The organism is Vibrio sp. zbq_1 (assembly GCF_043102935.1).
GTDB classification, from domain to species: Bacteria; Pseudomonadota; Gammaproteobacteria; order Enterobacterales; family Vibrionaceae; genus Vibrio; species Vibrio parahaemolyticus.
Window position 1 is genome coordinate 323,416 of the sequence record NZ_JBICJH010000044.1, and the last position, 20,604, is coordinate 344,019.

The 20,604-nt window shown below is 46.2% G+C and carries 17 protein-coding genes; 3 read left to right on the forward strand and 14 right to left on the reverse strand.

Going from position 1 to position 20,604, the window contains the following annotated elements; all coding sequences use genetic code 11:
• Positions 1 to 30: 30 nt before the first annotated feature.
• The 9 genes from ACF8CV_RS23840 to fabB form a co-directional block, all read right to left on the reverse strand.
• The gene (locus tag ACF8CV_RS23840) at positions 31 to 522 is read right to left on the reverse strand and encodes a CvpA family protein (protein WP_005479544.1); all 492 of its coding nucleotides are present in this window, start codon (positions 520 to 522) and stop codon (positions 31 to 33) included.
• Between the two features lie 61 nt (positions 523 to 583).
• Positions 584 to 1,192: an SPOR domain-containing protein gene (locus ACF8CV_RS23845; RefSeq protein ID WP_047725810.1), complete on the reverse strand. Its 609-nt coding sequence runs from the start codon at positions 1,190 to 1,192 to the stop codon at positions 584 to 586.
• Positions 1,193 to 1,206: 14 nt separating this feature from the next.
• Entirely contained in the window at positions 1,207 to 2,469 is a 1,263-nt protein-coding gene (folC, locus tag ACF8CV_RS23850) for a bifunctional tetrahydrofolate synthase/dihydrofolate synthase (RefSeq protein WP_025500304.1), read from the reverse strand.
• A 45-nt stretch (positions 2,470 to 2,514) separates the two neighbouring features.
• On the reverse strand, positions 2,515 to 3,441 hold the full coding sequence (gene accD / locus ACF8CV_RS23855; protein ID WP_138937877.1) for an acetyl-CoA carboxylase, carboxyltransferase subunit beta: 927 nt from the start codon (positions 3,439 to 3,441) through the stop codon (positions 2,515 to 2,517).
• A gap of 184 nt (positions 3,442 to 3,625) precedes the next feature.
• Positions 3,626 to 4,420, reverse strand: coding sequence for a tRNA pseudouridine(38-40) synthase TruA (gene truA, locus ACF8CV_RS23860; RefSeq protein ID WP_005479529.1), 795 nt, complete (start codon positions 4,418 to 4,420; stop codon positions 3,626 to 3,628).
• A gap of 89 nt (positions 4,421 to 4,509) precedes the next feature.
• On the reverse strand, positions 4,510 to 8,919 hold the full coding sequence (locus tag ACF8CV_RS23865) for a FimV/HubP family polar landmark protein (RefSeq protein ID WP_138937878.1): 4,410 nt from the start codon (positions 8,917 to 8,919) through the stop codon (positions 4,510 to 4,512).
• Positions 8,920 to 9,117: 198 nt separating this feature from the next.
• Entirely contained in the window at positions 9,118 to 10,131 is a 1,014-nt protein-coding gene (locus tag ACF8CV_RS23870) for an aspartate-semialdehyde dehydrogenase (protein WP_005460137.1), read from the reverse strand.
• The gene (locus ACF8CV_RS23875; RefSeq protein WP_138937879.1) at positions 10,128 to 11,261 is read right to left on the reverse strand and encodes a 4-phosphoerythronate dehydrogenase; all 1,134 of its coding nucleotides are present in this window, start codon (positions 11,259 to 11,261) and stop codon (positions 10,128 to 10,130) included. The genes ACF8CV_RS23870 and ACF8CV_RS23875 overlap by 4 nt, the downstream gene beginning before the upstream one ends.
• Positions 11,262 to 11,659: 398 nt before the next feature.
• Positions 11,660 to 12,871: a beta-ketoacyl-ACP synthase I gene (fabB, locus tag ACF8CV_RS23880; RefSeq protein WP_005460738.1), complete on the reverse strand. Its 1,212-nt coding sequence runs from the start codon at positions 12,869 to 12,871 to the stop codon at positions 11,660 to 11,662.
• A gap of 128 nt (positions 12,872 to 12,999) precedes the next feature.
• On the opposite strand from fabB, the gene mnmC reads away from it, so the two are divergent.
• Complete coding sequence (gene mnmC, locus ACF8CV_RS23885; RefSeq protein ID WP_138937880.1) at positions 13,000 to 15,018, forward strand: bifunctional tRNA (5-methylaminomethyl-2-thiouridine)(34)-methyltransferase MnmD/FAD-dependent 5-carboxymethylaminomethyl-2-thiouridine(34) oxidoreductase MnmC; 2,019 nt, start codon at positions 13,000 to 13,002, stop codon at positions 15,016 to 15,018.
• 103 nt (positions 15,019 to 15,121) lie between these two features.
• Here mnmC and ACF8CV_RS23890 read toward each other — a convergent pair whose 3' ends face one another.
• From ACF8CV_RS23890 to ACF8CV_RS23900, 3 genes are all read right to left on the reverse strand, one after another.
• Positions 15,122 to 15,646, reverse strand: a complete 525-nt coding sequence (locus ACF8CV_RS23890) for an NADPH-dependent FMN reductase (RefSeq protein ID WP_031819292.1) — start codon at positions 15,644 to 15,646, stop codon at positions 15,122 to 15,124.
• A gap of 279 nt (positions 15,647 to 15,925) precedes the next feature.
• Entirely contained in the window at positions 15,926 to 16,189 is a 264-nt protein-coding gene (locus tag ACF8CV_RS23895) for a YfcL family protein (RefSeq protein ID WP_138937881.1), read from the reverse strand.
• Positions 16,190 to 16,213: 24 nt separating this feature from the next.
• Positions 16,214 to 16,744, reverse strand: coding sequence for an elongation factor P hydroxylase (locus tag ACF8CV_RS23900; RefSeq protein WP_138937882.1), 531 nt, complete (start codon positions 16,742 to 16,744; stop codon positions 16,214 to 16,216).
• Positions 16,745 to 17,076: 332 nt separating this feature from the next.
• Here ACF8CV_RS23900 and ACF8CV_RS23905 point away from each other — a divergent pair, with 332 nt between their 5' ends.
• Positions 17,077 to 17,700 (forward strand): trimeric intracellular cation channel family protein, encoded by a 624-nt coding sequence (locus tag ACF8CV_RS23905; RefSeq protein ID WP_005494413.1) that lies wholly within the window; start codon positions 17,077 to 17,079, stop codon positions 17,698 to 17,700.
• Positions 17,701 to 17,769: 69 nt separating this feature from the next.
• Here the strand turns inward: ACF8CV_RS23905 and aroC are convergent, their stop codons facing one another.
• Both aroC and prmB read right to left on the reverse strand, forming a co-directional pair.
• On the reverse strand, positions 17,770 to 18,855 hold the full coding sequence (gene aroC, locus ACF8CV_RS23910; RefSeq protein ID WP_069515594.1) for a chorismate synthase: 1,086 nt from the start codon (positions 18,853 to 18,855) through the stop codon (positions 17,770 to 17,772).
• A gap of 176 nt (positions 18,856 to 19,031) precedes the next feature.
• Entirely contained in the window at positions 19,032 to 19,964 is a 933-nt protein-coding gene (gene prmB / locus ACF8CV_RS23915; RefSeq protein ID WP_005457652.1) for a 50S ribosomal protein L3 N(5)-glutamine methyltransferase, read from the reverse strand.
• A gap of 62 nt (positions 19,965 to 20,026) precedes the next feature.
• Between prmB and smrB the strand changes: the two genes are divergently transcribed.
• Complete coding sequence (gene smrB / locus ACF8CV_RS23920) at positions 20,027 to 20,557, forward strand: endonuclease SmrB (protein ID WP_005457721.1); 531 nt, start codon at positions 20,027 to 20,029, stop codon at positions 20,555 to 20,557.
• Positions 20,558 to 20,604 lie beyond the last annotated feature (47 nt).

The window sequence follows — 20,604 nt, forward strand, 5'->3', positions numbered from 1 at the left end:
ATCCTCGATTTGCGACAGTAGCTGGCACTACTAGATAGTGCCAGACAGAAAACTTGATGTTGCTTGTAAATGCTCGAAGAATGGCTCAATCACAAGTTTGAACTCAGGGACCAACTGTGACTCTTTCCACCAATCCGAGCTTGGGAATGCAGTAAACGCATCCATAAAAAACAGCACCGCAGAAACAATCAGTACTCCACGTAAGCCACCAAACACCATACCGAGAATTCGATCGGTACCTGATAGCCCTGTTTTTTGTACCAGTTGACCAATGACGTAATTCACCACTGCACCAACTACCAAGGTTGCGACGAATAACGCCGCAATTGCGGCTCCGTTGCGAAACATATCATCTTTGATATTGGTGAAGTACACCGCCAATTTGGCGTAGTAGTTACTGGAGATAAAAAACGCTCCGAACCAAATAACCAAAGACAAAGCTTCTTTAGCAAAACCGCGAACTAAACTGATCAGAGCTGAAAATCCGATCACACCTAAAATGATAAAATCTATCCAATTCATGTTTTCTTCATCTTAAGTTGGCGCGCATTTTAACAGAAAAAATGCTGACGCAAACGTTTTCTTATGGATTTAATGGCTTAAATTTAAGCAATTGACCTTTTGAGCCGGTAATTTTTTGTAATTCTTGAACTTGTCGTTCAAGTTTACTTTTTGACACATCAGGGCCAACAATTACTCGAGTAAAGTCGTTCTCTTTTTTCGTATGAGCTTGGTAACCACGCTTCTGCAAATCCGCAACGAGCGCCTCTGCATTTTCGTGATTCTTCAGCGCCATCAACTGAATGATCCACGCAGAATCTTCATATTGATTCTTTTCTTCAACTGGACGAACAGCAATTTCAACCTGCTCTGGCTGTTTTTGTTGCTTTACTTCGACGGGTTGTGGCGTAGGTTCAGGTTTCTGCTCCGGCTGAGAGGCGTTAACCTGACGCTCTTCTGACTCTTGCACGACCGCCTCTACTGGTGATTCTGGTAGCGCAATGTCATCTTCTACTGGCTCTAAGATCTCGAAGTTTTCCACATCACTATCAAGTTCAGGTTTGATAGGAATGCTGGCAAATTCTTCTTTGTAGTGCAGTTTTTTACCATCTAGAACATCAGGGAGAACAATGACTCCCACTGCGACTAGAATGATGGTGCCGACTAAACGACTTTGGAATTTACTTGCCATCAAGTTACCTTTGATTACTTATTCTTTGATTGCCAATGCTCCAATACCTCACCTACGGTATGGAATGAGCCCGCGACCAACACCACATCGTTTGAAGCAGCGCTGCTTAATGCACTCTCAAACGCTTCAACCGGTGTTTGGAACTGAACTTGCCCTTGCGGTAGGTATTGGCACAATTCATCCGCCGTTGCAGCTCGTGGCCCAGTCAACGATGCTGGATACCAATGCGTCGCGATAGGCTTAAGCGCGGCCAATGTCGCTTTAATGTCTTTATCATGCAGCATTGCAATCACAACGTGGATAGTTTTCCCCGCGTACTGAGTTTTCACCTTTTCAACTAAATACTCAGCAGAATGAGGGTTGTGCGCCACGTCCAACACAATTTCTGGCTCGTGTTGAAGCACCTGCATTCGACCCGCGAGTCGAGCATTATTCAAGCCATTAACGATGTTTATGTCAGTGATTTGCAATTCCGACGCGCCTAGAGCCATTAAAGCAGTGGCAGCATTTGGAAGAGGTAGAGAAGGCAGAGGAAGATCCTCAAGCGCAAAAGCACCACTACTCCACTTCCAACCTTTCTCAGTTAGAGCGTAGTCAAACTGGATGCCGACTTGGAAGAATTCAGCACAGATATCATCAGCATGGGCTGCAACCGTCGCTGGAGGCAGTGGTTGACCACAAATCGCGGGTTTACCTGCACGGTAGATGCCCGCTTTTTCAAAGCCGATAACATTGATGTCGTCACCAAGCCAATCTACATGGTCAATCGCCAGGCTGGTGATCACTGACACATCGTGATCAACGACGTTTGTTGCATCTAATCGTCCACCTAAGCCAACTTCAAGAAGCACTACATCGACGTTTTCGACTTGGAAAATACGCAGCGCTGCAAGCGTGCCAAACTCGAACAGACTTAAACTGATGTCACCACGTTGTTTTTCTACATAGTCAAACGCTTCACAGTGCTTAGCATCTTCCACGTCTACACCATTAATGCGCACACGCTCGTTATAACGGATCAGATGAGGAGAACTGTAAACGCCTACCGAATAGCCAGCGTCGAGTAAGATTGCTTCCATTAGCGCACACGTTGAGCCTTTGCCATTAGTTCCGGCAACAGTGATTACGGTAGGAGCAGGTTTGGTTAGATTGGCTTTTGTCGCTACCGCTTGAACGCGGTCTAAGCCTAAATCGATAGCTGAGGAATGAATATTTGATAAATAATCAAGCCACATCGCTAGAGGAGATGTGGCTTGAGGAATTGGGTTTTGGGTCATCTAACTTTAACCATTAATTTCTTTGGCTTTATGTTAGTTGTTACTTTACCCTTTTTCGTCCACTTCTGGTATAGAATATGGTTCTTCATTTGGAGATTCGTTAACCGAAACCACCAATGGAGACTTGTGGTTAGTCATCTTAGCGATAAGACCACCCACACGTTGACGCATTTCACGACGGTCAACGATCATATCAATTGCACCGTGCTCAAGCAGGAATTCGCTACGTTGGAAACCTTCAGGAAGATCTTCACGTACCGTTTGCTCGATTACACGACGACCTGCAAAGCCGATCAACGCTTTAGGCTCACCAATGTTGATGTCGCCCAGCATCGCCAAACTTGCCGATACACCGCCCATGGTTGGGTCAGTAAGAACCGAAATAAATGGCAGGCCTTTTTCTGACAGACGCTCAAGTGCCGCACTGGTTTTCGCCATTTGCATTAGAGACATCAACGCCTCTTGCATGCGAGCGCCGCCACTTGCAGAGAAACACACAAGCGCGCAGTTGTTCTCGATTGCTGCTTCTACTGCTTTAACAAAGCGAGCACCAACCACAGAGCCCATTGAACCGCCCATGAAAGAGAATTCAAACGCACACGCTACTAGAGGCATGCCTAATAGCTCACCTTGCATAACGATCAGCGCATCTTTCTCGCCACTGCTCTTTTGTGCTGCAGAGATACGTTCTTTGTATCGCTTAGAATCTTTAAACTTCAGTTTGTCTTGAGGCTCAAGCTCAGTGCCTAGCTCAACACGGTTACCTTCGTCCAAGAATGTTTCCAAACGACGACGCGCTTTCATACGCATGTGATGGTTACACTTAGGACAAACTTCTAGATTACGCTCAAGTTCAGCATGGTAAAGAACCTGCTCACAAGAGGTACATTTCGTCCACACACCTTCTGGGATAGAAGCTTTACGTGAACTAACTAGGTTACTTTTCTCTAAAATCTTTTCAAGCCAACTCATGGAAGACCTTTTCTCTCAACTCTTCCGCTTCATTGCGAAAGATATAAATTCGAAATAATACCGACGGATTAAACCATATCTTGCGACGAGTGTAGATAAAAAACTGGTTGTACCTATTTTCGATATCGTTAATTACTGATGTTATGCGGCTACACTACCGATATTTTGAAGCAAGTTTGTGAATTTAGTTCAAATTATCTGGCAAAAACAGCGGACCGATCGGCACGCAAGGCAATTCAAATTCTTCTGGATAATCGACATCGACTAAGTACAAACCTTCAGCCTTCGCTGTTGCACCTGCAAGTTTGCGATCTTTTGCCTCAAGCAACCACTTGATCCACTCTGGTTTTTCTTCACCACGACCAACTTTAATCAGGCTACCTGTGATGTTTCGAACCATGTGGTGAACGAACGCGTTCGCTTTAATGTCGATAACAACATAATCACCATGACGAGTGACGTTTAAATGCATCAAATTACGACACGGACTCAACGACTGACAATGCGCTGCACGGAATGATGAAAAGTCATTTTCACCTAACAAATATTGCCCGGCTTCATGCATTTTCTTTTCATCTAGCTCGCCGTGATAATGGCTCACACCCGAGTTCAAAATGCCTGGGCGCAATGCGTGATTAAAAATGATGTAGCGGTAACGACGCGCTGTTGCTGAGAATCGCGCGTGGAAGTCATCAGGAACTTCTTTTGCCCAGCGAACAGCGATGTCACTTGGCATGTTCGCATTTGCGCCCATAGTCCAAGCCACCATTTTTCGATTAACGTTGGTATCAAAGTGAACAACTTGTCCCGTACCATGTACACCCGCATCAGTACGACCTGCACACTGCACTTCGACAGGGTGGTTCGCAACGATGGACAACGCTTTCTCTAGTTCTTCTTGAACACTTTTCACTTCTCTTTGGCGTTGCCAACCAAAATAATTTGTACCATTGTATTCGATACCTAATGCGATTCTCATCTTAACCTTCGAACTCTAAAATGGGGCGGGAAGTATATACTCAAGTCCCTTCAGATACAAAAAGGGCAGCTCTCGCTACCCTTTTTGATTTATCGACCGTTTATGGTATCGATGAGGTTTTTCGCTTCTCGGCGAATGTCATCTTCACCGTAAACTATCGCCTCTTCTAACAGTTTGATCGCACCTTGAGGATCGTTCATTTCAAGGTAGATTTTAGCAAGGTCCAACTTACCTGCTGCTTCTGCATTGGTATCTACATCAACGTCACCGATATCACCAATCACATCAGGGAACTCATTCAGACCGACATCAAGCATCAGTTCTTGCTCTTCAAACTCACCACCTTCTTTGTCCACTTGAGCCATCAGTTCATCAATAGTCATAAACTGATTTTTCTTAGGGTCAAAGTCATCAAGATCTTCCTGCTCGGCCCAGTTCTCTTGCGCGATTTCAGGTTGAGTCAGCGCTTCGCTCGAACTCCACACTTCTTGCTGGTCTTCAGGGACTTCTTCCGTAACCGATGGTTCAGGCATGTCTGATGCTGGCTTAAAACCATCCCAGTCATCACCGACATCCAACATGGTTTCGAAATCCATGCCTGCACTTGCAATGGTGTCGCTGTCGAGTTTGCCATCAAACGCTTCAGCACTTGGCTCATCTGCAAGCAAGTTAGCCATCGTTGATTCATCAAAATCGTCTAACTCAGATGGAGATTCAATAACAGTTGGCTGCTCTACCTCTTGATCAAAACTATTTTGAGCGAAGACTTCAAAAAGCGCATCATGGTCATTATCTGCCTGGAGAATTGGCTTAGGCGCAACTTCTGATTCAGATGAAGGTGATGCTTCAGCCATAGCCGCTATAGCATCTTCTTCACTGAACTCTGGCAGTTCAGTATCATCGAAGTTGAACTCTTCTTCCGCTTCGGCTGCTGGTGCTGCCGCTTCACGTTCAGATTCTGGTAGCTCAGGTTCATCAGCCATAGACGCTAATGCATCTTCTTCGTCGAACTCTGCCAGTTCCAGTTCGTCGAAGTTGAATTCTTCTTCCGCTTCGGCCGTTGGTGCTGCGGCTTGAACTTCAGCTTCTGGTAGCTCAGGCTCGGCCGCCATGGATGCCAATGCATCTTCTTCATCAAACTCTGGCAGTTCCAGTTCGTCAAAGTTGAACTCTTCTTCCGCTTCGGCCGTTGGTGCTGCGGCTTGAACTTCAGATTCTGGCAACTTCGGCTCATCGGCCATTGAAGATAACGCATCTTCTTCGACGAACTCTGCCAGTTCCAGTTCGTCGAAGTTGAATTCTTCTTCCGCGTCAACGGTTGGCGCTGCTGCTTGAACTTCAGCTTCTGGTAGCTCAGGCTCATCGGCCATAGATGCTAATGCATCTTCTTCGTCGAACTCTGGCAGTTCCAGTTCGTCGAAGTTGAAATCTTCTTCCGCGTCAACGGTCGGCTCTGCAGTTTGAACTTCAGCTTCTGGTAGCTCAGGCTCAGCCGTCATGGATGCCAATGCATCTTCTTCATCAAACTCTGGCAGTTCCAGCTCGTCGAAGTTGAATTCTTCTTCCGCGTCAGCGGTCGGCTCTGCAGTTTGGACTTCAGCTTCTGGTAGCTCAGGCTCACCGGCCATTGAAGCTAATGCATCTTCTTCGTCGAACTCTGGCAGTTCCAGTTCGTCGAAGTTGAATTCTTCTTCCGCTTCGGCCGCTGGCGCTGCCGCTTCACGTTCAGATTCTGGCAACTTCGGCTCATCGGCCATAGATGCCAATGCATCTTCTTCGTCGAACTCTGGCAGTTCCAATTCGTCGAAGTTGAACTCGTCTTCATCAACGTCAGTGGACGTTGCCGCGACAGGTTCTTGTTCAAGTTTGTTTTCAGCTTCAGGCTCAACGTCGTCTAGTAACCAGTCTTCTTCTTGAGGAACGCCGAATTCATTCTCAACGGTATTCGGCGTTGGCGTGAATGCAGGTTCTTCCTCTTTACTGGTAATTTCTGGTTCAGTCTGTTCGTCGCGAGGTTGATACTCACCATTTTCAGAGGGCAGCTCTTCAGCCGATGGCATCAAATTCTCTTTGACAGATGAGTTTTCTAACTCTTCAGCAAAACCGTCTTTGCCTTCCAGAAGTGCATCTAGCTCGGCGGCAAAATCTGCACTTTCTTGCTTAGTTTCTTCAAAAACGGTGTTGTCAGATTCAAACAGTTCATCCAGCTCAGTCATCAGAGGATCATGCTCTGGTGACATTTCCTCAAGATCACCTAAGAAGTCATTGCTATTAAACGGGACGCTTTCTTCTTGTAATGATTTCGTTAGTTCTGGTTCTGATGCAGCCGATGGTTGTGGCTGCGCCTCACTCAGCAGAGCGTCGATATCTAAGCCAGATGCAAGTTCTAACTCTGAGGCGTCTTCTTCAACCTGTGCGGTTAGCGGCTTATCTTCTTCTGGTTCAAGCGTTTCATTTTGTTCCGTTTGAGGCTCAATCTCTTCAAAACCAAAATCAGCCACCAAGTCATCGTCTAACTGACTCTCATCAGCAGTGACTGCCTCATCCTCACGAATCAAATCATCGAATGGGTCGAGCTCGGTCGTGATCTCGTCTTCCAAAACGGGCTTTTCATCGTCGTCTTGCAGTAACTCATCGAGTAATTCAACGCTGTTTTCGTCGAGTTCCTCAATTGCTTCTTCAGCCTCAAAATCAGATAGCGCTTCCAATTCGTTGAGCGGATCGAACTCTTCCTCGGTTTCGTCTTCATCGAAATCGATCAATTCGTCGAGTAGCTCAGTGCTGTTTTCATCGATATCGGTGTCATCAGTCAAACCCGCCAGACTTTCGAGTTCATCAAGTGGGTCAAGCTCAGTTGATGTTTCTTCTGCTGGTTGATCGTATTGAGCTAATAGCTTATCAATATCGTCATCCGACGCCTCTCCTGCCGAGAAGTCCTCGTCTGAGACTTTTGGCTCTGGCTTGGTATCTTCAACGTCAAGATCTAAATCATCGTCGCCAAGTTCTGCGAATAAATCGTCCAGCATCGCTTGATCAACGCTGCCACTTGAAAGGTCTTCCGATGGTTCATCATCAGCAAGAAGTTTGGCAAATTCATCATCAGAAATAGCGTTATCGTCGTCGGACAAGTCGAAGCCTGTTTCGTCTTCGTCGAGCACTTCAAGTTCTGGCGTCACTTCATCAAGCGCACGTTCCATCTCTTCAAGGCCCAGCGCTTTCTCGTCGCCATTGACTTGAATGCCGCTCGTTGAAGAATCAAACTCGTCAAATCCAACGTCTAAATCACCATCATCGCCGATACCGGCAAATGGATCTTCGCCGTCATCGCCTTCTAAGTTGAAGTCTAGTTCTTCGTCATCTAGGTTCGCAAAGACATCCTCTTCAAGCTCTGCTTTCTCATCCTGCTCTAACAGCTGTTCAGAGTCATCATCACCAAACAAGTCATCATCTAGGCTGAGCTCATCATCAAGTTGGTCTACAGCGGCTAAACCAATTGGAGCCGCAAGCGGATCGATATCTTGTGTCTGTTGCTGCGCGGCTTCCTCTTCTTTCGCTTTCGAACGACGACCAAGTAGCATGACAACCAACAACGCTAGCAGTGCCCCGGGAATCAGAGCTGCAAGTCCGACTAGCCAACCATTGGATAGAATCTTATCCATCGTACTTGGCTGCATGCGTTGCTGCTCAGCAACACGTTGGCGCTCTTCTGCCAACAGCTTTTCCACTTCCGAACGAATGCGCTCTTCGTCGTTAAGCTCGCTTTTGAGTGTTTCAACTTCGCTCTGCACTTGAGACAACATGAGGCGCAGACGATGGTTTTTCTCTTCTAGTGATTCCAGCTCACTTTGCGAGCCCTGCAGCTTGTCTTTTAGATCACTAACCTGCTTTTCACCTTGTGGTGACGTCGAAACTGGTGGCACGTTTGCTGTCGTTTCAACAGGTTTAACTGGTTCAGGTTTTGGTGGAGTAACAACTGGCGTTTTTGGCGCAGTAGGCTCTGCAACAGGTTTAGGTTTAACCTCTATCTGTTTAACTGGAGCTGGCTTTTCTGGCTTGGGTTGTTTTAGTCGCAACTCATGCGCCTTCATAATGGCAACAGCTTGCTCAGTCGTCGCACTGCGAACTTGCTCTAATGAAGGAACACGAAGACGGCTGCCTGGGAGCAGCTCGTGGATGTTTTGATTGTCAAACGCTTGAGGGTTGATTCGATAAATGGCGAGAAGCGTTTGTTGTACCGAGACATTACGTGACGGTCTTAGCTCAGAAGCAATCGACCACAGTGTTTGGTTTTCACCTGTAGGGCCGAAAAAGCGCGAAGGCTGAGTATTCTCAGGTGGAGTAGGTAATGCTCGTTCGATCTCTTCAGCATAGCTCGGAGATGATTGCACTTCACCAGACGGCCCAACGAGACGAATTCCTTCGGCTTGAACCACTGACGATGTCTGAGTCGCGCTCATCAACACAAGGGCTGCTAACAAACGCTTATAATTTTGACGCATAGAAGGCTCAGTTTTGTGCTAGAAACAATTTGAAATGGTGATCGGTTAAATATATCGGATATACCACGCAAAACTATAGCTTTGGGGATAAAAAATGTGTGGCTCTCGCCATATTCGTACTAATCTCACACAAATTTACATCGTTCGAACAAAAAAGCCTCGCTTAGTGCGAGGCTTTACGTTTCTTATACCATTAACTTAGTAGTAATCGCGGATCAGTACTTCGGCGATTTGTACAGCGTTCGTTGCTGCACCTTTGCGCACGTTGTCAGCCACAACCCATAGGTTTACACCACTGTGGTGGCTAATATCGTTGCGAATGCGGCCAACCATTACGTGATCTTTACCGCCCGCATCACGAACTTGTGTAGGGAAATCGTCACCGTGGAATACTTCTACACCTTCAGTTTGCTCAAGAAGGTTAATTACTTCTTGCGCATCGATTGGCGAACGAGTTTCAACGTGAACCGCTTCTGCGTGGCCGTAGAACACCGGCACACGAACACACGTTGGGTTTACGGTGATTGAAGGATCGTTAAAGATTTTCTGAGTTTCCCACACCATTTTCATTTCTTCTTTGGTGTAGCCGTTTTCCATCATCTGATCGATTTGTGGAATACAGTTAAACGCGATCTGTTGTGAGAACTGCTTCTTGTCAGCTGGCAGACCATTTAGCAACTTAGCGGTTTGACCAGCCAACTCATCAATGCCCGCTTTACCCGCACCTGATACCGATTGATAAGTTGAAACGTTGATACGCTCAATACCGACAGCATCGTGGATTGGTTTAAGTGCGACTAACATTTGGATAGTCGAACAGTTTGGGTTGGCAATGATGTTACGGTTACGGAACTCAGCAATCGCTTCAGGGTTTACTTCAGGCACAACAAGAGGAATGTCGTACTCGTAACGGAAGTGTGACGTGTTGTCGATAACAATCACACCTTCATCAGCTGCGATTGGTGCCCATTTTGCAGATAGATCACCACCAGCCGAGAACAGAGCGATGTGCGCTTGAGACCAATCAAACTCTTCTACGTTTTGTACGCGTACGGTTTTACCATTGAAACGGTAAGTCTTGCCTTCGCTACGCTCACTTGCCAATAGGAACAGTTCACCGACTGGGAACTTGCGCTCTTGAAGCACTTCTAAAATTGTTTCACCGACCGCACCGGTCGCACCCAAAATGGCAACATTGTATTGCTGGCTCATTGACTTACCTCAATCTGAAAACCTAGTTCTGCTAGTGGTGCAAGATTGCATGTTTCATTTCCCACTAGCGTGACAGCGCTGTATTCGCGGCGATCCCAGTAGTTTTTACGCATCAGGTCAAACGCACCTGGCTTACTGATTTCACGACGGAAAAGAGCGTCATCTTTACGCACATCATAGATTAACTGTGTGATGTTATGCAGTGTTGCTTCATCCCATGCTCTATCCAACATCATCGTTGGAACAGGCGCAGTTGGCAGTAAATCGCTGGCATGCGCACGTAATTCGTTATTTAAGAACTCGCAGTAGCTATTGAAAATCATTGTCGTACCGCGAGCTTTCCCTTCCAGACCATAGCCTGCAACGTGAGGGGTTGCGAATGCTAGCAGAGGCAGAAGCTCCATATCAACCTCTGGTTCAAATTCGAAGACATCCAATGCCGCAGTGAAACCATCTTGTATCATTAAACGTTGCTTCAATGCTTGGTTATCAACCACAGGGCCACGCGCTGCATTGATAAGAATTTGATCACCACGAAGACCGTTCAGTACTTTCTCGTCAATCAAATGATGGGTTGGGTACGGCCCGTCTTTAGTGATTGGCGTGTGTAGTGTGATGATGTCTGATTGTTCGATAAGCTCAGCTAACGGAGTAAAGCTGCGAGGATCACCCGCCTCTTGCTTGAATGGGTCGTTGATAAGGACGTTGATGCCCATGCCTTTCAAGCACTTCTCTAGATAGCTACCCACTTGGCCCGCACCAATAATACCTACGGTTTTATCAAAGACCGAAAAACCTTGTTGCTGCGCGAGTACCATCATGACGCTAAATGCGTACTCTGCAACGCCAACTTTGTTACAACCCGGTGCTGCAGTAAAGAAAATACCCTTTTCTTTCAAAAGAGCTTGGTCAACGTGATCCATACCCGCTGTCGCCGTACCAACAAACTTGAGCTTGTTCGCTTTGCTGATCAGTTCAGCGTTTACTTTGGTTACCGATCGAATCATCAGAGCATCGATATCAATAAGGTCATCAGCAGTCAGGGTACGACCCGGTTTTAGAATCACTTCACCAAGTTGGCTGAATAGCTCTTCAGCGTACGGCATGTTTTCATCAACAATAATTTTCATAGCGCCAGCGTTTTTAAGATCCATTTTATGAGTTTGTTTATTCGCAAAAAGCGAAGCTATGGCGATTGTGCCCTTTTCGGGAAAAATCTCAAGATATAAACCCAATAAACCTCAAGGCGGAGAATCGCTTGGTTTGTCGAGATAGCAACAATCGGCATCCCGGACTTCCCAACAGGGAAAATACATGAGTAACACGAAAAAACGGAATGATGAGAAAATAAAAAGCCCGGCTAAATTAGCCGGGCAAAGTTCCAGAACAAAAGGATCCTATCCCGCTCTCCTTGGGATAGAGTCTGCGTCTGTTCGATCAGTTTGACTGATCAAGCTCTGGAAACTGGTTTATTGGCGTTCAAATCACAATGAACAACACCAACAAATTCAGTTAGCTTTGGTGTTGATTACGCTTGGTATTTTTTGATAACCAATGTTGCGTTGGTACCACCGAAGCCAAAGCTATTTGACATGACAGTCGTTAGCTCTGCGTCGCGAGCTTCTGTCACGATATCCAGACCTTTTGCCGCTTCATCCAAGTTTTCAATATTGATGCTTGGCGCGATGAAGTTGTTGTCTAGCATTAGAGTCGAGTAAATCGCTTCGTGAACACCAGCCGCACCTAGAGCATGACCTGTCATCGCTTTTGTTGCAGAGATTGCTGGGCTGTTGTCGCCAAATAACTCTTGGATTGCGCCTAGCTCTTTCACGTCGCCAACTGGAGTAGACGTACCGTGAGTGTTAACGTAATCAATGCTGTCAACGTCTTGCATTGCCATCTTCATACAACGCACTGCGCCTTCACCTGAAGGTGCTACCATGTCGTAGCCATCAGAAGTCGCACCGTAGCCTACGATTTCGCCGTAGATTTTCGCGCCACGTGCTAGAGCGTGCTCAAGTTCTTCGATAACCAGCATGCCGCCGCCGCCAGAGATAACAAAACCGTCACGGTCTGCATCGTAAGTACGAGACGCTTTTTCTGGCGTATCGTTGTATTTAGTTGATAGTGCGCCCATCGCATCAAACATCATCGTTTGAGACCAATCTAGCTCTTCACCACCACCTGCAAACACGATGTCTTGTTTGCCAAGTTGGATAAGCTCCATTGCGTGGCCGATACAGTGTGCAGATGTCGCACAAGCTGAACTCATTGAGTAGTTCACACCACGAATTTTAAATGGTGTCGCAAGACATGCTGATACGGTAGAAGACATGGTACGAGGAACCATGTAAGGGCCTACGCGTTTTACGCCTTTCTCGCGCATAATATCGGTTGCTACTGTTTGGTTTAATGCAGAAGCACCACCAGAACCAGCAACGATACCTGTACGATCGTTTGAAACTTGTTCTTCAGTTAGACCAGCGTCTTCAATCGCCTGCTGCATTGATAGGTATGCATAAGCAGCCGCATCACCCATAAAGCGCATCTGTTTACGGTCAATATGCTCCGCAGGGTTGATCTTTAGATCACCCCAAACTTGCGAACGAAGACCGTGTTCTTTGAACTGCTCAGACGCAGTGATGCCAGATTTGCCCGCTTTAAGAGACGCTAGAACTTCTTCGACGTTGTTACCGATACTTGAAACAATACCCATACCGGTGATTACGACTCGTTTCATTATGACATTCCTATAATTCAAAAATCCGCTAGATGATAACTAAGATAGTCAACAAAAGTGGTCAGCTTTCCCATAAATTCGTACAATCGCCCCATTCTTACCGCGCCAAATCACAAATTTGCACCATTATGACTTCAATTAAAAACGCTGAACTTGGTTGGAACGAAGCTGGCACGCCGGTTTCTGACCAATTTGATGATGTTTACTTTTCTAACGTAAACGGTCTTGAAGAGACACGCTACGTTTTCCTTAAACAAAATCATCTCCCAGAAAGATGGCAGGAATTTGACCAAAGACGCTTTGTTATTGGTGAAACCGGATTTGGCACGGGACTAAACTTTCTTGCTGTATGGCAATGGTTTAATGAATTTCGTCGCAACCACCCAGATGCAGCGGTAAAAGAGCTGCACTTCATTAGTTTTGAAAAATACCCGCTAAGCCTAGCGGATTTGAAAAAAGCACATGAAGCGTGGCCGGAGTTGGCTGAGTATGCAGAAAAGCTGCAAAAGCACTACCCTGCTGCCGTACCTGAGTGTCACCGAATTGTGCTTGAAGATGGCGCAATTACACTCGACCTTTGGTTTGGCGACATCAAAGACTGCATGCCGCAAGTCCCATACAACGAACAAGGTTTGATTGACGCTTGGTTTTTAGATGGATTCGCGCCAAGTAAAAACCCAGAAATGTGGAACCAAAATCTGTTCAACAACATGGCTAAGTTGGCCAAGCAAGACTGTACAGTTGCCACTTTTACCGCAGCGGGCTTTGTGCGTCGAGGATTGAACGAAGCTGGCTTTGCAATGAAAAAAGTCAAAGGCTTTGGCACCAAGCGTGAAATGATCGCAGGTTCGATGGAACAACGCGAAAAGCAATCGAACCATCTTGCGTGGTTCAATCGCACGGCGTCCAGCAATCTTGATTCGATTGCCATAATCGGAGGCGGTATTGCCAGCGCGGCGTTAGCGAAAACGTTGGTTCGTCGTGGCCAAAACGTCACGCTTTACTGCAAAGACACTCAACCAGCCGAAGGGGCATCTGGCAACCGTCAAGGTGCCGTCTATCCTCTGCTTAATGGCCCGCATACAGGTGTATCTCGTGTGTTTGCGCCAGCATTTTTGTTCGCACGTCAATTTGTCGAGCAAGCAGCGCAAGAAATCGATTTTGACCATGATTGGTGTGGTGTAACTCAGCTGATGTGGGATGACAAATCCACAGACAAACTAGAGAAAATGCTGGAGGGAAACTTCACTCCAGAGCTCATTCGTAAATTGTCTGCGGAAGAAACGGCGGAAACAATCGGCTTACCCATCGATATGGCATCGGTTCATTACCCAATGGGAGGTTGGTTGTGCCCTGCGGAATTAACTCGCGGGCTGATTACTCAACTAGAAAAAACCGAACTTTTTGAAGCGAAGTTCGAGCATCAAGTCGAGTCACTAACTTGGGACGAAGCGCGTGAGCTTTGGACATTAAAGGCGAACGGCCAGAACTTTGAACATTCAACCGTTGTAGTTGCTAACGGCAACGAGTTCCAAACACTAAGCCAAACTGAAGCCTTGCCGATGGGACAAGTAAAAGGACAAGTGAGCCACGCGCCAGCAACGAAAACCCTATCTAAACTCAAAAGTGTTCTTTGTTACGACGGTTACATGACACCTGTTAACCCAAATAACCAACACCTTTGCATTGGTGCCAGTTACGATCGCAGTCATTTAGACTATGAGTTTGATGAAAACGCACAACGAGATAACGTAGAAAAGTTGGTCAAATGCATTCCAAATCAGGAATGGACCAAAGAAGTGGATACATCGGGCAATTTATCACGCCAAGGTATTCGTTGCGTGAGTCGAGACCATCTGCCGTTTGTTGGGAACGTGGGTGATTTCGACACAATCAAAACGCAATATGCAGATTTGCAAAATCAAGCAGAAGAAGAGGTTGAAGCGATTCACCAATTCCCTAACCTTTTCTGCTTCTTAGGTTTAGGCTCTCGAGGTCTAAGCTCTGCGCCTCTGTTGGCAGAAGTGCTAGCATCTCAAATTTGTGGCGATCCACTGCCACTCCCTGTCGATGTGCTGACAGAACTTCACCCAAGCCGTATGTGGGTACGCAAATTACGCAAAGGCAAAGCGATTACCGAGCTTTAAATTGGCACCAAGCAGACAACTACATGGATATTAAGTAGATAACGAATAAGAGATTCCCAAGCCCGCGAAATCACGCGTCGGGAATCTCTTTTTTAATGGCGTATTACTTGAGCAACGCGACGGCTTGTTTCACTTGCTCTGCAATTTCTTGATTTACAATCTCACCCGACTCCAAGTCAAAGTTCTCGTAAAAACTTGGTACCGAAACCGACGCTTTAACGTCCGCTGCAAAAAATGGCGCTGAACCCGTTGCCGCCGCTAGCACGCTTTGCGCGCCACCAGGGCCCGGTGACGTCGCAAGGTAAACTACCGGTTTATTTTGGAACACATTGCGCTCGATACGCGTTGCCCAATCGAACAAGTTTTTGTAAGCCGCAGCGTAAGAACCGTTGTGCTCTGCAAATGATACAACGATGGCATCAGCTTGCTCTAGCTCGCGTAAAAAAGCGATTGCGCCTTCCGCTTGACCGATTTCTTTCTCTTTGTCTTCACTAAACATTGGAACGTTGTAGTTGTTTAAATCCAACACGTTCACTTGCGCGCCTTCTACTTGTTGAGCGGCGTAAGTAGCAAGCGTTTTGTTGATTGAGGTTGAGCTGGTAGAAGCACCGAATGCGACAATTTTCATGGTTATATTCCTTTGTTCACGTTTTATGCTTTGCAGAATAAAAGTTAAACAGGCTGGCAACAACCACAAAAATCTTATGGAGAGATTCGAATATTTCGAAGGAGTTGATTTCAATTAAAAGGCGAGATAACGATAGAAAAGATATGCTCAGAAATAGCCAAGAAGCACGCCTAGAATAAGGTGACGTTTGATATAACCCGTTGAAAAAAATAGTCACAACAAGGTTAACAGGCTTTCATTCAGTTACACTGAGCACTCATTTACAGCAATTCGTAGATATTATGCTTGTGATTGCAGCTCTTGCCATAGATCACTAACAATCACGCGATCCGCAGGCGTCAGTTCTGCACGTGCTTCTTCTAGGCTGTTCGCGATACGAGATTTTAGCTCTTCAACATCGTTGATGCTGTCATCTTCACAAGATGCGGCAGACAGAGAGATGTGACCACGTAGATAACCACCAGCAAACAGTTCATCATCAGATGCGTTTTCAATACGAGCATCAATCAGTTCTAGTAGTTTTTCTTCAAATTCAATAATCATGGAGTTTCTCTGAGGTTATTTGGGTTACTTAACGCTAAAATCAGACGCTTCCAGCGGCTTAGTTTGGTAGAACGCACGTAAGGCGTCCGAAAGCATTTTCACTCGCGGTGGCAAACCTGCTTCCAAAATACCTAATACTTCTTTATGCACTTTTTGCATAAAGCCAAGCCTATCTGGTTCAAAATCGCCGTGTAGATTGTCACAACTGACCGTAAAAGGGAAGCCAGCACTCGTGGCAAGAATCCATTCGTAAGCTTGAGGGCGAATTTCTACTTTTTCGAACTCAGCTTGTACGGCTTCGGTGCGTCCATCCGGCTCATACCAGTAGCCAAAATCTTCCATTAAACGACGTTCAGGACCAGCGACACACCAGTGCGCGATTTCGTGCAGAGCAGAAGCGTAAAAACCTCGAGCAAAAACAATACGATGGTGAGGATGCTCATCATCAGCTGGCAGATAAATAGGCTCATCACCACCAAGCTCTAGCGTGGTGTTGAACTGCTCAAGAAAAGTGTCATTGAAAATGGTGATTAGATCTTGGTATTCGTGGGTCATCGTCGAGTCTGTACTTCAAATTGACATGCGCTGCGCATTGTCGCTGTTTTTGCAAATAAGGTAAAGGCATCCCACAGTTTTGGTTATTAGTTGAATTTATCTGAACCGACCTTTCTCAATACAATTTCTCATTCGTCAGCGTACTCATTTACTAATACACTCTCGCCTTATTTTGGTGCCACTCAAATTGCTGTTTTTCAAGCAGTTTGATTATGAGCATGTTGCTGGTTTTAATCACTTTTTAAGACTGATTAAGCCGTTTGTAAGTGTTGTTACTGCCCTAACCATTTTGTAATGGATAAACGGTAACTTTTTACTTTGAGTGTTCCCCTATGTTGCTAAGTGTGTTGTATATCATTGGTATCACGGCTGAAGCCATGACAGGTGCGTTAAGCGCTGGTAGAAGAAAAATGGACTGGTTTGGCGTTATGTTGGTAGCGAGTGCGACAGCCATTGGCGGCGGCACAGTGCGTGACATTTTATTGGGCCACTACCCTCTTGGTTGGGTCAAGAATCCTGAATTTCTGGCTATCACCTGTGTTGCTGGCGTACTAACGACTGGCCTCGCGAAATGGGTGATCAAACTAAAAGGCTTGTTCATTCGTCTTGATGCACTGGGTTTGATTGTATTTAGCATCATCGGTACCAAGATCGCGATGGGCATGGGCTTGCACCCAGGCATCTGTATGGTGTCTGCATTGGTGACTGGCGTATTTGGTGGCTTACTTCGCGATTTGATCTGTCGCCAAACTCCGTTGGTACTGCATGAGGAGCTATACGCTTCTATCGCGTTGATTGCATCCGGCCTTTACCTTGCGTTACTAGAATTCAACGTGCCAGACGTAACAGCAACCATTGTTACCCTTGTTGTGGGTTACGTACTTCGTATGGCAGCGGTTCGATTTAAGTGGCGTTTGCCTTCTTTCCAGTTAGAAACAGAAAGCTCGCTCCACTAAGTAAGAAAAAAGAACAAAAAAGAAAAGGTTGCTTCATGAGCAACCTTTTTTGTATTTGGAGCACCAAACTTAAATCTTTGGTGTTTCTGTCGTTACGCCGTGGTTTTGCCCACGATGACGCAGTAAGTGATCCATCACAACAATCGCCAGCATGGCTTCAGCAATAGGTACAGCACGAATGCCGACACATGGGTCGTGACGACCTTTCGTAATGAGCTGAGTAGGTTCACCTTCTTTAGTGATCGTGTCACCCGGAACCGTAATGCTTGATGTTGGCTTAAGTGCAATATTCGCAACGATGTCTTGACCTGTCGAGATACCACCAAGGATGCCACCAGCATGGTTGCTACCAAAACCTTGTGGAGAAAGTGGGTCACGGTGCTGACTGCCTTTTTGGTTTACGACATCAAAACCATCACCGATTTCGACACCCTTCACCGCGTTGATGCTCATTAGCGCGTGCGCAATGTCTGCATCCAAGCGGTCAAACACTGGTTCACCAAGGCCAACAGGTACGTTGGTTGCAACAACCTGAATTTTCGCACCAATTGAGTCGCCTTCTTTTTTTAGGTCGCGGATCAGTTCATCAAACGCTTCCACTTTGTCTGCATCTGGGCAGAAGAATGCGTTGTTTTCAATTTCGTCCCAGTCGACTTTATCAATAGAAACATCGCCCATTTGTGACAAGTAAGCACGGATTTCTACGCCAAATTCATCTTTCAGATATTTCTTCGCGATTGCACCTGCAGCCACACGCATCGCAGTTTCACGGGCTGACGAACGGCCGCCGCCACGATAGTCACGAATGCCATATTTTTGGTGGTAAGTGTAATCAGCATGTCCCGGGCGGAACTTATCTTTGATGTCTGAGTAATCTTTTGAACGTTGATCGGTGTTTTCGATCAGCAGGCCGATTGAAGTGCCTGTGGTTTTGCCTTCAAACACGCCAGAAAGAATTTTAACTTCGTCCGGTTCACGACGCTGTGTGGTGTAACGTGATGTGCCAGGACGACGACGGTCGAGATCCGTTTGCAGATCTGCTTCTGTAATTTCTAATCCCGGAGGACATCCGTCTACGATACATCCCAGTGCGATACCGTGACTTTCTCCGAATGTTGTCACTCGAAAATGTTGTCCGATACTGTTTCCTGCCATTACTTCCTCAAGTTATTGTCGCCACGCTCTCTGATTGAACGCAACTGCTTTCCAATTCTTCGTGGATTCATAGTGGCTTTATTACGTTTTGATGTAAAGAGTTAATATCGATGAGTTATGCATAAAAAAACACCGAGCATCAGGCTCGGTGTTTTGAGGTTTTTGGGAAAGACGGATTAGTCTTTGTACAGTTTGAACTCTTCTGCACAATCAACCAGTTGCGCACGAGTCAGCATAAATACGCCGTGGCCACCGTTTTCAAATTCAATCCAAGTGAATGGAATTTGTGGGTACTGGTCCATCATATGGATCATTGAGTTGCCCACTTCACAGATCAAGATACCGTCATCAGTTAGGTAGTCTGGCGCGTTCGCAAGAATACGGCGAACCAATTTCAGGCCATCTGTACCCGCAGCCAAACCTAGCTCAGGTTCATGTGTGAACTCTTGTGGCAGGCTGTTCATGTCTTCTTCATCCACATAAGGTGGGTTAGACACGATGAGGTTGTATTTTTCTTTTGGCAGATCGCGGAACAGATCCGAACGGATTGGGAACACTTGTTGTTCCATGCCGTGATCTTGAATGTTTTGTTCTGCAACTTGAAGCGCGTCCGCTGAGATATCAATCGCGTCAACTTCTGCTTCAGGGAATGCGTGCGCACATGCAATCGCAATACAGCCACTGCCCGTACATAGATCCATGATTCGAGTTGGCTCTTCCACCAGCCAAGGTTGGAATTCCGCTTGAATCAATTCACCAATTGGAGAACGTGGCACAAGAACACGCTCGTCAACGAAGAACTCAAGACCACAGAACCACGCTTTGTTTGTTAAGTAAGCCGTTGGCGTACGCTCGTTAATGCGTTTTACTACTCGCTCAACAATGCGTAGACGCTCACTTGTAGTTAGGCGAGAGTTCAATACATGCGGAGGCACATCGATCGGCAAGTATAAGGTTGGCAGGATAAGCTGAACGGCTTCATCCCACGCGTTATCAGTACCATGACCGTAAAACAGGTTCGCTGCATTAAAGCGGCTAACCGTCCAACGAATCATATCTTGAAGGGTATGCAGTTCCGATACCGCCTCTTCTACAAAAATCTTATCCAAAATTGCCTCCGAAAAGCGCTACAATACTGCCAATAAAGTTTATTAATGAAATTGTTTACCTAATGAGCAAAAAAGACACCGAACATGATGACGATTTCGCCTTGTTTAAGGAAGCAGTACAGGGCGTAAAAAAGTTGCGACAGGATACCATAATCCAGCAACCAAAAAAAAATACTAAGCAAAAAGAAATCAAACGCTCAAACCGAGAAGCGAGTGATTCTGAGTTTTACTTTTCCGATGAGTTTGTGCCTCGATTAAACGAAGAAGGCCCAACTCGCTATGCTCGTGATGATGTTTCTACTTATGAAGTAAAACGTCTGCGTCGCGGTGTCTACGTGCCTGACGTTTTCCTCGATATGCACGGCATGACACAGCAAGAAGCTAAACGCGAACTTGGTGCCATGATCGCCTATTGCGTAAAAAACGAAATTCACTGTGCGTGTGTTCAACACGGTATTGGTAAACACATTCTGAAGCAAAAAGCCCCACTTTGGCTGGCTCAGCACCCTGATGTGATGGCCTTCCACCAAGCACCGTTAGAATTTGGCGGTGACGGCGCGCTGCTGGTTTTGCTCTCTATTCCAGAGAAGTAACACATACATTCTAAGAATAAGAAAGGCAGGATATTCCTGCCTTTTGT

Bases quoted from the DNA above. Each gene is read 5' to 3' on its own strand.
- ACF8CV_RS23890 (WP_031819292.1), bottom strand. From the start codon at position 15,646: ATGAAAATTGTCGCATTCGGTGCTTCTACCAGCTCAACCTCAATCAAC.
- ACF8CV_RS23905 (WP_005494413.1), top strand. From the start codon at position 17,077: ATGTTGCTAAGTGTGTTGTATATCATTGGTATCACGGCTGAAGCCATG.
- truA (WP_005479529.1), bottom strand. From the start codon at position 4,420: ATGAGAATCGCATTAGGTATCGAATACAATGGTACAAATTATTTTGGT.
- ACF8CV_RS23870 (WP_005460137.1), bottom strand. From the start codon at position 10,131: ATGAGCCAGCAATACAATGTTGCCATTTTGGGTGCGACCGGTGCGGTC.
- ACF8CV_RS23840 (WP_005479544.1), bottom strand. From the start codon at position 522: ATGAATTGGATAGATTTTATCATTTTAGGTGTGATCGGATTTTCAGCT.
- smrB (WP_005457721.1), top strand. From the start codon at position 20,027: ATGAGCAAAAAAGACACCGAACATGATGACGATTTCGCCTTGTTTAAG.
- folC (WP_025500304.1), bottom strand. From the start codon at position 2,469: ATGACCCAAAACCCAATTCCTCAAGCCACATCTCCTCTAGCGATGTGG.
- ACF8CV_RS23900 (WP_138937882.1), bottom strand. From the start codon at position 16,744: ATGACCCACGAATACCAAGATCTAATCACCATTTTCAATGACACTTTT.
- ACF8CV_RS23845 (WP_047725810.1), bottom strand. From the start codon at position 1,192: ATGGCAAGTAAATTCCAAAGTCGTTTAGTCGGCACCATCATTCTAGTC.
- mnmC (WP_138937880.1), top strand. From the start codon at position 13,000: ATGACTTCAATTAAAAACGCTGAACTTGGTTGGAACGAAGCTGGCACG.
- aroC (WP_069515594.1), bottom strand. From the start codon at position 18,855: ATGGCAGGAAACAGTATCGGACAACATTTTCGAGTGACAACATTCGGA.
- fabB (WP_005460738.1), bottom strand. From the start codon at position 12,871: ATGAAACGAGTCGTAATCACCGGTATGGGTATTGTTTCAAGTATCGGT.
- ACF8CV_RS23895 (WP_138937881.1), bottom strand. From the start codon at position 16,189: ATGATTATTGAATTTGAAGAAAAACTACTAGAACTGATTGATGCTCGT.
- accD (WP_138937877.1), bottom strand. From the start codon at position 3,441: ATGAGTTGGCTTGAAAAGATTTTAGAGAAAAGTAACCTAGTTAGTTCA.
- ACF8CV_RS23865 (WP_138937878.1), bottom strand. From the start codon at position 8,919: ATGCGTCAAAATTATAAGCGTTTGTTAGCAGCCCTTGTGTTGATGAGC.
- ACF8CV_RS23875 (WP_138937879.1), bottom strand. From the start codon at position 11,261: ATGAAAATTATTGTTGATGAAAACATGCCGTACGCTGAAGAGCTATTC.